This window comes from Perlabentimonas gracilis (assembly GCF_011174675.1).
In the GTDB taxonomy this organism is placed as follows: domain Bacteria; phylum Bacteroidota; class Bacteroidia; order Bacteroidales; family Tenuifilaceae; genus Perlabentimonas; species Perlabentimonas gracilis.
This window is the reverse complement of sequence record NZ_JAANIG010000062.1, coordinates 1-12,231: the sequence shown is the minus strand read 5'-3', so window position 1 is coordinate 12,231 and position 12,231 is coordinate 1. Positions and strand designations below refer to the sequence as shown.

9 protein-coding genes are annotated in these 12,231 nt (G+C 44.3%); 4 read left to right on the top strand and 5 right to left on the bottom strand.

The annotated features are described in order from the left end of the window. Window positions 1–136: 136 nt before the first annotated feature. From G8O23_RS16380 to G8O23_RS16360, 5 genes are all read right to left on the bottom strand, one after another. Window positions 137–406, bottom strand: a complete 270-nt coding sequence (locus G8O23_RS16380; RefSeq protein ID WP_166366839.1) for a hypothetical protein — start codon at window positions 404–406, stop codon at window positions 137–139. 77 nt (window positions 407–483) lie between these two features. Continuing rightward, window positions 484–885, bottom strand: coding sequence for a HEPN domain-containing protein (locus G8O23_RS16375; RefSeq protein ID WP_166366837.1), 402 nt, complete (start codon window positions 883–885; stop codon window positions 484–486). Then, a complete protein-coding gene (locus G8O23_RS16370) occupies window positions 885–1,202 on the bottom strand; it encodes a nucleotidyltransferase domain-containing protein (RefSeq protein WP_166366835.1) in 318 nt (105 codons plus the stop codon). The genes G8O23_RS16375 and G8O23_RS16370 overlap by 1 nt, the downstream gene beginning before the upstream one ends. Before the next feature lie 89 nt (window positions 1,203–1,291). Then, window positions 1,292–2,539: a Y-family DNA polymerase gene (locus G8O23_RS16365; protein ID WP_166366833.1), complete on the bottom strand. Its 1,248-nt coding sequence runs from the start codon at window positions 2,537–2,539 to the stop codon at window positions 1,292–1,294. Window positions 2,540–2,543: 4 nt separating this feature from the next. Beyond that, window positions 2,544–2,993: a LexA family protein gene (locus G8O23_RS16360; protein WP_166366831.1), complete on the bottom strand. Its 450-nt coding sequence runs from the start codon at window positions 2,991–2,993 to the stop codon at window positions 2,544–2,546. A 542-nt stretch (window positions 2,994–3,535) separates the two neighbouring features. On the opposite strand from G8O23_RS16360, the gene asnA reads away from it, so the two are divergent. The 4 genes from asnA to argS all read left to right on the top strand — a co-directional run bounded on the left by asnA (window position 3,536) and on the right by argS (window position 12,058). Continuing rightward, the gene (gene asnA / locus G8O23_RS16355) at window positions 3,536–4,534 is read left to right on the top strand and encodes an aspartate--ammonia ligase (protein ID WP_166366829.1); all 999 of its coding nucleotides are present in this window, start codon (window positions 3,536–3,538) and stop codon (window positions 4,532–4,534) included. Window positions 4,535–4,645: 111 nt separating this feature from the next. Beyond that, window positions 4,646–7,933, top strand: coding sequence for a preprotein translocase subunit SecA (secA, locus tag G8O23_RS16350; RefSeq protein WP_166366827.1), 3,288 nt, complete (start codon window positions 4,646–4,648; stop codon window positions 7,931–7,933). A gap of 212 nt (window positions 7,934–8,145) precedes the next feature. Then, on the top strand, window positions 8,146–10,155 hold the full coding sequence (locus G8O23_RS16345) for a S9 family peptidase (RefSeq protein WP_166366825.1): 2,010 nt from the start codon (window positions 8,146–8,148) through the stop codon (window positions 10,153–10,155). Window positions 10,156–10,267: 112 nt separating this feature from the next. Beyond that, entirely contained in the window at window positions 10,268–12,058 is a 1,791-nt protein-coding gene (argS, locus tag G8O23_RS16340) for an arginine--tRNA ligase (RefSeq protein WP_166366823.1), read from the top strand. The last annotated feature ends 173 nt before the right edge of the window (window positions 12,059–12,231 follow it).

Here is a 12,231-nt window from a genome sequence, read left to right as displayed (position 1 = left end):
TAAACATCAAGCATATAGCCAAATTATTCCACAACTATTTTACTGACAATCAGTGTTTTGTTGAACAAAAAAGAGGGAATCCGTTTTTGGACACCCTCTTTTGTTTTGGGTTATAGCCAGAGTTGCCAAATCCTTTTTATTCCGATTTTACTCTCCGCTTCACCAGATGTACTGGTATGCTTGGCAAACTAAATGTTATTAGGATAATCAGCCACAGGTAGTCTTTTTTTTCATCCATCTTAATGTAATCAACAATACAAATTATCCACGGGATAACCATTACTAAGCTAAAGCTAATAAGGGGAAAGGTGCTAACCTTGATATATTCATTAAAAACAAAAAGAAGTATTGGTATTAATCCTGTAATGTAGAATATCCAGGCTATGGTTGCAGTGCTTCGTTTCATATTTAGTTGAGATGTGAATATGTAATATGTTTGGGTTTGATATTTTGGGTTAATAAGGGATAAAAAAATCGATTTTGTCAAGTTGCAGATTGATTTCGAATCAATGATTCAATTTTTTCGATAAATTTTTCTGTTGGTTCAAATAGTGGCATTACCTTATTCTCGTTGAAATCAAATAGATCGTCGTAATCACCTTTTTGCCTCCAAGTGAAAAGTTGAGCATACAGAGTTCCCAGTTCTTTTTCAATAATCTCTGTTTTAATGAAATGTTTAGTGAAATTTGTTTTAGCTCCGTTATGAGTTCCAGTTTTTAAACCATTTTTTAAAAGCAAAGCCATTACAGCGTAATAGGTTGCATAGTAAAGCCTATTAATTGCAGAATTCCATTTATTATTTGCAGCTAATATTCTTGCATCATCTAGAGTATCCCACGCACGCTCAATCCTGTATTTAATATGGTTTTCAAGTGCTTCTTTCATTACAATCTGATTCCGTCAAGAGTAATGTTTTCGAATAGAGGAGTTATATGAAATCGCTCACTCCACTCTTTCTTAGTGTATATAACAGGCGAAATTACTTCACCTGTTTCAATTTCCACATCATATAAAACATTAATTAGTTGTTTTTCAAATTCAAAACTGATGCTAGGTATGTTCAATAGGATTAGAATGTCCCAATCGGAGTTCTTCTTTGCTGTCTTTCTTGCTCTTGAGCCGTACAGATAAATTTCTGCATTTGGAGCTATGGAATAAACAGCAACCTTTATCTTATTTAGTATGTTTTCGTATTTGCTCATAACACAAATGTAATTTTTTTCGATGAGTTTGACTAATTTTTTCAACTCAAATAGAGACCTATTTTATGGCTAGTTAGCTAAAGACTCTTCTAAAAAACCTCCATCAAATCCTCCCAGCGGGTGGTGTAATTGGGCGAGAGTTTCTCCTGCTTTAGCTTCCAGTCGCGGCTACCTCCCTGCACGGCCAGCTTAACAGTGCTCTTACCATATCTGGCATTTAAATAATCAGTTACTTGCGAAACGGAGTTTAGCCTTTCGGTATCGTAACTCTCAAACAGGTTGCGCTGTATGGCGCTCTCGGGGCCAATCTCGCTAACAATCACACCTGCCTTTTTGTACAATAGGTTGGGTATAAAAATTTTATGTAGCCCGGCAATGGCGGCCTTGGCCAGCACAAAGTCGGAGTTCGATGCTTCGGGTAGCGTTACCGTGATGCTGCGCGAAACGTATTTTTGTGTTTCCGAAAAGGGGTCGGTATGAATAAAAACGGTAACAAAACGAGCCACCGATTTTTGCCTCCGTAGCTTGGCGGCGCAGCTGGTTGCGTGCGACGATACCGACTCCTTAATCTGCTCAATATCCGATAGCTTCTTGCCAAAGGCTCTGGTGGTGGCAATGTTCTTCTTGGGCTGCATCACGGTTTCCAAATCGATGCAGGATTTGCCCTGTAGCTCCTCCTTTAGCCTGTGTCCCTGTACGGTCATGTGCCTACGTATCCAGTCGGTGCTAAGGTTGGTAAAATCTAGCGCTGTGCTTACTCCATGCTTTTTTAGTAGCACAGCATATCGTCGGCCCACGCCCCAAATATCTTCAACAGGAGTATTGGCAAGCGCCCATAGGCGCTGATTATCCGACTCAATGGCGAAAACTCCGTTGCGTTTCTTGGCAATTCGGTTGGCAATTTTTGCAAGGCTTTTGGTTGGTGCAATGCCCACGCCAATGGGCATTCCAATATTTTTTTGAATTGTTTTTTTGATATTTTCCCCGTAGGCGGTGAGGTCAGCATTAATCCCTTGCAAATCAAGGAAGGCCTCGTCGATGGAGTAAATCTCTACAAATGGGGAGAAGTCTCTAAGCGTATTCATCACCCTGTGCGAAATATCGCCATATAGGGCGTAGTTCGATGAGAATACCTTTACCTTGTGCTGTTCAATTAGCTCTTTGCGTTTAAATACGGGCTCGCCCATCTTTAGCCCAAGGGCTTTGGCCTCGTTGGAGCGCGAAATGATGCAGCCATCGTTGTTCGAGAGCACCACCACAGGAACGCTCTCGAGCCGCGGGTTGAATATCCGCTCGCACGATACGTAAAAGTTATTGCAATCTACCAGCGCGTACATTGGCCTAAAATTTATGAATACAATGGGTTACCACGCCCCACAGCCTAAAATCGGAATCTTTCTGAATCTTTATGGGTTCAAAATCTTTATTTTCGGGCATCAGGTAAAAATCGCCATTTAGCTTTCTTATTTTCTTCACTGTAAACTCCCCATCGATAAAGCAAACCAGCACCGAGTTGTGTTTGGTTTCCAGCGATTTGTCGATGATTAAGATATCTCCATCGTGTATGCCCACATCAATCATAGAGTTGCCTCTAACCCGGGCAAAGAAGGTGGAACTAGGGTGTTGTATCAGCAGCTTGTTTAGGTCGAGCTTGCTTTCCAGATAGTCGTCGGCAGGCGAGGGAAAACCAGCATTGATATAGGCGTTAACCAAGGGTAGTTTTAACTCCTCCGACAGGTCGGGGACAAAGAACTCTAGCGCGGGTCGTATGGGGATTGTTTTTTGAGGCATGTAATGTTTTTTATACTGCAAAGATACGAAGATTTGGGGTGGAACGAAGTATGTTCAGATTGGCTTTTTGCCACAAAAGATGGCATTGCCTAGCCCAACCCATCTTAATTTCATTAGCATTTATGAGTCTAACCTAATGAAGAGTAGCGGGGTGAGAAATCTTTGTAAAAGATGCTGTAACGCAACTAAAAATGCATATATTTGTAAAAATATTAACAAGAATGATTCTTGCAACTAATTATAACCTAAGTGTAAATGCGAATAATAACCAATTCGCTACGGAGGGGTATTGTTAGGTTGCAACCACTAAAAAGAATAAAAGCAAATCTAAGCCCTCCCCAACCGGAGGGTTTTTTTTATAATAATTTATGGTAAGCACATATCAAATAAATAATAACACCAATAATTACCCCTAAACCAGCGGGTTGGTTGTTGCATTTATATAATCGTAGCCCGCCTGTAGCGGGCTTTTTTTATTAACCCAAAATTTATCTTTTAAGATGCAAACTTCAATCGTTAAGACCTCTGCAAAATCGCCTATTATGAGCGGTTTAGAAACCGAGATGGCCATTGATTTGGTAAAAACCACGTTCTCGTCGGCCTTGGTACAAAATCTTAATCTATTTAAAGTAACTGCCCCCATTGCTGTTGAAGCAAATACGGGAATTAACGACGATTTGAATGGTGTGGAACGAGCCGTTTCTTTCCCAATGCCTAGCATGGGGGCAAGCCAGGGGGTTGTGGTTCAGTCGCTTGCCAAATGGAAGCGGATTCGGCTTCAGCAGCTTGGATTGGATGTAGGTCAGGGGATTGTTACCGATATGAAGGCACTACGACCCGACGAAACCCTTTCGCCCATCCATTCAATCTTTGTGGATCAGTGGGACTGGGAAAAGGTAATTGGCTTGGAGCAGCGAAATCTCGACTACCTCATTTCTACAGTTGATTTGATATACAAGGCAATGCTTGAAACGGAAAGGCAGGTTTGTGAGGCCTACTCGCAGCTTCGGCCCATTCTTCCACCACTGATTACCCCAATACATTCGCAGGATCTTCTAGATCGATACCCTTTGCTAACACCTAAGGAGCGCGAGCACAAAATTGCGCAGGAACTTGGTGCTGTTTTTATTATTGGCATTGGCGATAAGTTAAGCAATGGTGAGCCTCACGATGGCCGTGCCCCCGATTACGACGATTGGAGTACAACTACCTCCAATGGTTTTACTGGGCTTAATGGCGATATAGTTGTTTGGAATCCTGTGCTTAGCTCGGCTTTCGAAATATCATCCATGGGCATTAGGATCAATAAACTTTCCATGCTTCGTCAACTTGCGCTATGCGGATGCGAGGAGCGTGTACATCTTCTGTATCATCAAATGTTGCTATCAGAAAAGCTACCACAAACCATTGGCGGGGGCATTGGTCAGTCGCGGCTGTGTATGTTTTTGCTACGTAAGGAGCATATTGGTGAGGTGCAGGTGGGCATATGGCCTCAGCCTATGCGTATGGCCTATGGCGCTCAAGGAGTAAATCTAATTTAGTTTTATTAACCCATTTTAATGCTAAGGTTTCTTCAACTCCTAAAATTTCTGTTAAATTTGCAGGTTATTAATTACAAAAAGTAGAGACCAACATTTAAACAGCATAAACCCATGGGTGTAGTAGACAAAATTTTATCGAAACTTTTTGGCGATAAAGCTCAACGTGACCTTAAGGAGCTCGCCCCATATCTTGAGAGAATTAAAGCCGTTTACCCTCGATTAGAATCGCTCAGCAATGATGAGCTAAGGGCCGAAACGGATAAGCTAAAGCTTAAGGTTCGAAACCATATTGCCGAAGATCAGAAATCCATCGAGGAGATGAAGGCCAAGATGGAATCGAGTGAGCTTGGATTCGACGAGAAGGAGAATCTGTCCAACGAGATTGATAAGCTAAAGAAGTTGATTGACGACAAGGTGGAGGAGGTTCTCGACGAGATTCTTCCCGAGGCCTTTGCCATAATGAAGGAAACCGCTCGTCGTTTCAAAGAGAACGATACCATTACCGTTACAGCCACCGAATTCGATCGTAACCTGGGAGCCAACCGCGATTTTGTGACCATCGAAGGCGATAAGGCAATATATAAAAACCGATGGGTAGCGGGTGGAAACGAGATACAGTGGGATATGGTGCACTACGATGTGCAGCTTATTGGTGGTGTAGTTCTGCATCAGGGTAAGATATCGGAGATGGCTACAGGTGAGGGTAAAACCCTTGTGGCAACACTCCCTGTATTCCTCAATGCCATTGCGGGGATGGGGGTACACCTGGTTACCGTTAACGATTACCTTGCCCGTCGTGACTCCGAATGGATGGGGCCTCTATATCAATTCCATGGCCTTTCTGTCGACTGTATCGATAAGCACCAGCCCAATAGCGAGGAACGTCGTAATGCTTACCTAGCCGATATCACCTTTGGTACTAACAACGAGTTTGGTTTCGACTACCTCCGCGATAATATGGCCATTGCCCCAGCCGACCTGGTTCAGCGTAAGCACCATTATGCTATAGTCGATGAGGTTGACTCGGTTCTTATTGACGATGCCCGTACCCCTCTGATTATTTCGGGTCCAGTGCCCAAGGGCGACGACCAGCTGTTTGAGGAGTACAAGCCCAAGGTCGAAAAACTAGTTGCTGCTCAGCGCAATATGGTTACCCAGCTGCTTGCCGATGCCAAAAGGCTAATTGGTGAGGGCAAGAACGAGGAGGGTGGCAAAATCCTGCTTAGGGCTTTCAAAGGCTTTCCAAAGTATAAACCATTGATTAAATACCTTAGCGAGCAGGGAATAAAGGCACTGCTGCTTAAGACCGAGAACTTTTACATGCAGGAGAACAACAAGAATATGCATATCGTTACCGACGATCTGTTTTTTGTTGTTGATGAGAAGCAGAACTCGGTGGAGCTAACCGACAAAGGTATCGATCTGATTACCTCTGCTGCCGAGGATGCAAAGTTTTTTATTCTGCCAGATATTGGCAGCGAAATAGCCGAGATAGAGAAGAACGACCTCTCGCCTCAGAAAAAGATTGAGGCTAAGGAGGTGCTAATACGTGATTTCTCCATCAAATCCGAAAGGGTACATACCGTGCATCAGCTGCTAAAAGCATACACCATGTTCGAGAAGGACGTGGAGTACGTGGTGATGGACAACAAGGTGAAGATTGTTGATGAGCAAACAGGCCGTATACTCGAGGGGCGTCGCTATTCCGATGGCCTTCATCAGGCTATTGAAGCTAAGGAGCGGGTTAAGATTGAGGCAGCAACCCAAACCTTTGCCACCGTTACGCTACAGAACTACTTCCGTATGTACCACAAGCTTGCTGGTATGACCGGTACTGCCGAAACCGAGGCGGGCGAGCTATGGTCAATCTACAAGTTGGATGTGGTGGTAATCCCCACCAATAGAGCCATAGTGCGTAAGGATATGGAGGACTTGGTGTACAAAACCAAGCGCGAGAAGTACGTGGCAGTAATCGACGAGATAGAAGTACTAGTAAATGCCAATCGACCTGTTTTGGTGGGTACCACATCGGTTGAGATATCGGAGTTGCTAAGCCGAATGCTTAAGATGAAGGGTATTAAGCACAACGTGCTTAACGCCAAGCTACACCAGCGCGAGGCCGATATTGTGGCCGAAGCGGGACGAGCTAAAACCGTTACCATTGCCACCAACATGGCGGGTAGGGGTACCGACATCAAGCTATCGGCAGAGGTGAAACAAGCGGGAGGTTTGGCCATCATTGGTACCGAACGCCATGAGTCGCGTCGTGTCGACCGCCAGCTGCGCGGTCGTGCCGGTCGTCAGGGCGATCCCGGAACTTCGCAATTCTTTGTTTCGCTCGAGGACGATTTGATGCGTCTATTTGGTTCCGATCGTATTGCCCGTGTAATGGATAGGCTTGGCCTTAAGGAGGGTGAGGTGATTCAGCACTCCATGATTTCCAAATCCATTGAGCGTGCCCAGAAAAAGGTGGAGGAGAACAACTTCGGTATTCGTAAGCGTTTGCTTGAGTACGACGATGTGATGAACTCGCAGCGTGAGGTAATTTATACCCGCCGCCGAAACGCCCTATATGGCGAGCGCATTGATGTGGATGTGGCCAACATGCTGTACGATGTGAGCACGGCCATTATAAACGATACCCATGGAAATGTTGAGTTCGATGATTTTAAGATGGAGCTTATCCGTAATCTATCCATCGAGGCTCCTTTCAGCGAGAAGGAGTTCATGCAGGATTCGCCCGATGTGCTTACCGAAAAGGTTTACCGTGCAGCGCTCGAATCGTACGAGCGAAAGGTCGAAGGTATTGCCCGCCAGGCTTATCCCGTAATTAAGGATGTTTTTGAGAAACAATCGGCCATCTACGAGAATATAGTTGTTCCAATTTCCGATGGGCAAAAGGTTTTCCAAATTGTTACCAACCTCAAGAAAGCTTACGAGTCGGGTGCAAAGGAGTTAGCCCGCTCATTTAGCAAAACCATTATCCTTTATATTATTGATGATTACTGGAAGGAGCACCTGCGCGAGATGGACGAGCTCAAGCAGAGCGTGCAGAATGCGGCATATGAGCAGAAGGATCCTCTGTTAATATACAAGTTTGAGGCCTATGAGCTTTTCAAGAATATGATTGATAAGATTAACCGCGATGTAATTTCCATATTGCTTAAAGCTCATATTCCACTCCGCGATCCTAGCCAAGTTCAGGAAGCCAAGGAGCGTCGAAAGCTCGATATGAGCAAGTACGAAACTAGCCGTACCGATGCCCTTCAAGCATCAGCAAATACGCAGGAAAAGAGTCGCGAACCAGTTAGGGTAGAGAAGAAGGTTGGGAGGAACGACCCTTGCCCATGTGGCAGTGGAAAGAAATACAAGTCGTGCCACGGAAAGAATATGAGTTAAGTAAACTTATCTAAAAATAACCTTAAGGGGTTGCTCAAAGGGGTAACCCCTTGTTTTTGTATTAAGCTACAAGTGTAGTATGCTTAAAAAATTACATCGTTTTTACATCGCAACTTCCAACTTTTTTTAAACTTATGCTGGTTTGAGTTGTCAAAGCAATTGAAATTACAAAAAAGCTAAACGGTAAGCTTTTCAGTACAAAAAATTTAGAGATGAGATTGAGAGCACTTCCATTACTAATTACTTTAATAGTAGCCTTTGCTGGCTGCGGAAAAATTGGTCAACCACCCCTTATTGATAGGGAGTTGTTCTTTGGCGACCCGGAGATCTCCAGCGGCAAGCTATCGCCCGATGGTGAGTATATAGCCTTTTTAAAGCCCTACAACGATACACGTAATATATGGGTTAAACCCAGGAATGCTTCATTCGACAAGGCCTTGCCAATTACTGCTAAGGTCGATAGACCAATCCGTAGCTATTTTTGGTCGGGCGATGGTAAGTACATCCTTTTTATACAGGATAATGCAGGAGATGAAAACTTTAATGTTTATGCCATAAACCCCAAGGTGGCTACCGAAGGGGAAATCCCTGATGCCCGTAACCTTACAAATCTTCAGGATGTTAGGGTGCAGATTTACCACATATCGCGCAAGGATCATGATTTGATGTTTATTGGTCTTAACGATCGCGACAAGGTGTGGCATGATTTGTATAGCCTTAAAATTTCGACGGGTGAACTTAAGCTACTAAAGGAGAACAATAGTAGGTACACCGATTGGGTTTTCGACCATGATGATAACCTACGACTAGCAAAGCGCTCGCGCGTTGATGGAACCAATGAACTTTGGCGAATGGATTCCAAGGGACAAACCTTACTCTTCTCATCTACAATGTTCGAAACAGCCTACCCTATAGCTTTTACTAAGGATAACAAGCACTTTTATATGGTTTCGAACGTGGGCGAGGACTTAGATCTCACCCAGCTGTACCTAATGAATATTGAAACGGCAAAGCTTCAGTTGGTTGAGGGCGATCCCGATGGTAAGGCCGATTTTGGGAGGTTAGTCCTTTCCGACAAAACTTTTGAGCCCCTCTATACAACCTACACCAATGCCTACACCCGAAGATATTTTAAGAATAGTGATTTTGAGAGACACTTTAGGAGTTTGCAAAGCAAATTCGAGGGCTTTGAGGTAAACCTATACGGAGCAACAAGCAATGAGCGGTATTGGCTAGTGAGCGTTTGGTCCGATACCAATCCGAGCGATATCTACATCTACGATATGACCACAGAGGAGTTAACATTTCAGTATAATCCTCGCTCAACCTTACCAACAGAGCATCTCTCAAAGATGAAGAGCATAACCTATCCTTCGTCCGATGGGCTAGAGATACAGGCATATCTAACCATCCCCAAAGGATTTGGTGAAGAACAGCTACCCCTTGTTGTGCTGCCTCATGGGGGGCCTTGGGCTCGCGACAGGTGGACTTACAATTCGTACGTGCAATTCTTGGCCAATAGGGGCTATGCTGTGCTACAACCTAATTTCAGAGGATCGAGAGGGTTTGGTAAGCAATTCCTTAATGCGGGTAATGGCCAATGGGGCGATATGATGCAGGATGATATTACCTGGGGTGTTAAGTACTTGATTGAAAAGGGGGTAGTTGATAAAGATAGGATCGGTATCTTTGGTACCTCTTACGGAGGCTACGCAACCCTGGCTGGCCTTGCCTTTACCCCCGATTTGTATGCATGCGGCGTTTCGTTCGTTGGCCCATCAAATCTATTAACCCTATTGAATTCGATACCACCCTACTGGGAATCAATTCGTACCAGTTTTTACGAGCGTATAGGTAACCCTAATAGCGATGAGGGTGTTGCCAGGCTTAAGCAGCAGTCACCATTATTCTCGGCCGATAAGATAGCAGCTCCCTTGCTGGTTGTTCAGGGCGAGAATGACCCTCGTGTTCGGAAGGCCGAATCGGATCAGATTGTGATAGCTCTACGCGACAGGGGATTTCCTGTGGAGTATATCAGTGCTCCCGACGAGGGGCATGGATTTGTTCGTCCGGTTAACAATATGGCCTTTATTGCTGCCATGGAGAAGTTTCTTGCAACACACCTGGGAGGCAGATATCAAAAGGGAATACCTCAGGAGGTGGCTCAGCGCCTGCAGGAAATTACTGTTGATGTGAATTCAGTTTCTATGCCTGCTGAGTAGCAGAATAATAATGTTATAACTGGGGAGGCGCATCTTTTGCCCTCCCTTTTTTCGTTGTGCTTCACTATCTCGCTCAGAGTTTATTATCTTTGCAAGCCAAAATAATTATATAATGAATATTGAGAAATACCTTGCCGATGCCGTTAGGCAATCCCTCCAAACGCTTTATGGAGTAACACCCAGCGAAGAACAGTTACAAATAGCCAAAACCAAACGCGAATTTGATGGCGATTTTACCCTTGTGGTTTTCCCACTTCTGAAAATTTCAAAAAAGAAACCAGAGGATACCGCTCATGAGATAGGTGAACACCTTCAAAAATCGGTTGAAACAGTCGACTCGTACAATGTTATCAAAGGATTTTTAAATATAAGCTTTAGCCCCGCTTTTTGGTGCAATATGCTGAACACCGCTGCCCAAACACCCAACTTTGGCTTTGCCAAGCCAGAATCATCGGCAACGGTTAAAATGGTGGAGTTCTCCTCCCCAAACACCAATAAGCCCCTTCACCTTGGTCATATTCGTAATAACCTTTTGGGGTACTCCATTTCACGTGTGCTTGAGGCCAACGGGCACAAGGTGCTTAAGGTAAACCTTGTGAACGATAGGGGCATTCATATATGCAAATCGATGATTGCATGGCAACGTTTTGGGAATGGTGAAACCCCAGCGAGTAGCGGTAAAAAAGGGGATCATCTGGTGGGCGATTACTACGTAATTTTCGATAGGGAGTATAAAAAGCAGATTGAGGAACTAAAAAGTAAGGGCTTATCGGAAGACGAGGCTAAAGCACAAGCACCCTTGATGATTGAAGCACAGGAGATGCTACGTAAATGGGAGGCTAAGGATCCTGAGGTGTACCAACTTTGGAGCACTATGAATGGCTGGGTGTACGATGGCTTCGATGTGACCTATAAAGCGCTTGGTATTGAGTTCGATAAGATTTATCACGAGTCCGAAACCTATTTGCTGGGTAAAAAGATAGTTGCTGAGGGGTTAGATAAGGGTGTGTTTCACAAGAAAGAGAATGGCTCTGTTTGGTGTGACTTATTGGCCGATGGGCTCGACGAAAAGCTGCTGCTCCGCGCTGATGGAACATCAGTTTATATGACCCAAGATCTAGGTACAGCGGTTCAGCGCTTCTCCGAGTATCATTTAGATGATCATATCTACGTAGTGGGCAATGAGCAGGAGTATCATTTCCAAGTGCTTAGGTTGATTTTATCGAAGCTTGGGTACGACTGGTCCAATCATCTTTACCATCTTTCGTACGGAATGGTTCAGCTGCCCGAGGGCAAGATGAAGTCGCGCGAGGGAACCGTTGTAGATGCCGATGACTTGGTTGACGAGATGAAGGCAACTGCCCGTGAAATGTCGCAGGAGCTGGGCAAACTCGATGAGCTAACCGAGCAGGAGGCCAATGATATTGTTAACATGGTAGGATTGGGTGCACTTAAGTATTTTATTCTAAAGGTCGATCCCAAGAAAAATATGACCTTTAACCCAAAGGAATCCATCGATTTTAACGGGAATACTGGCCCTTTCATACAGTACACCCATGCTCGAATCCAGTCCGTTCTGCGTAAGGCAGCGGATGCTGGTATTGAGGTACCCACCACTGTCGATAAGGTTGATATCGGCGAAAAGGAGCGCGAGCTTATAAAAATGCTGCATATGTTTCCCAGTGTGGTTCAACAGGCGGGCGAGCAACTAAGTCCAGCCCTAGCTGCAAATTTTGCATATGAGCTGGTTAAGGAGTATAATCAGTTTTATCATGACTATACAATTATTAAGGAATCTAACGAATTGGTAAGGGGGTTGAGGCTTGTGCTATCACGTGAGGTAGCCAATGTCATTCGCCAAGCCATGTGGTTATTGGGTATTGATGTGCCCAGTAGAATGTAGTGACACCCATCGATCTGTCGGTTTAGGGTTTAAAAGTCAGAAGTCAGAAGTCAGAAGACAGAAGACAGAAGACAGAAGACCAATGAGAAAGTTCATAAATTGCCTAGAGTTTTAAGTGCCTAAAGAGGTTGGTTGCGTCCTTTGTACATTAGGAAATATTATTTTATGTGTTT

Coding starts and splice junctions, on each gene's coding strand:
- argS (WP_166366823.1), top strand. CDS start 10,268: ATGAATATTGAGAAATACCTTGCCGATGCCGTTAGGCAATCCCTCCAA.
- G8O23_RS16380 (WP_166366839.1), bottom strand. CDS start 406: ATGAAACGAAGCACTGCAACCATAGCCTGGATATTCTACATTACAGGA.
- G8O23_RS16345 (WP_166366825.1), top strand. CDS start 8,146: ATGAGATTGAGAGCACTTCCATTACTAATTACTTTAATAGTAGCCTTT.
- G8O23_RS16365 (WP_166366833.1), bottom strand. CDS start 2,539: ATGTACGCGCTGGTAGATTGCAATAACTTTTACGTATCGTGCGAGCGG.
- G8O23_RS16375 (WP_166366837.1), bottom strand. CDS start 885: ATGAAAGAAGCACTTGAAAACCATATTAAATACAGGATTGAGCGTGCG.
- G8O23_RS16370 (WP_166366835.1), bottom strand. CDS start 1,202: ATGAGCAAATACGAAAACATACTAAATAAGATAAAGGTTGCTGTTTAT.
- G8O23_RS16360 (WP_166366831.1), bottom strand. CDS start 2,993: ATGCCTCAAAAAACAATCCCCATACGACCCGCGCTAGAGTTCTTTGTC.
- asnA (WP_166366829.1), top strand. CDS start 3,536: ATGAGCGGTTTAGAAACCGAGATGGCCATTGATTTGGTAAAAACCACG.
- secA (WP_166366827.1), top strand. CDS start 4,646: ATGGGTGTAGTAGACAAAATTTTATCGAAACTTTTTGGCGATAAAGCT.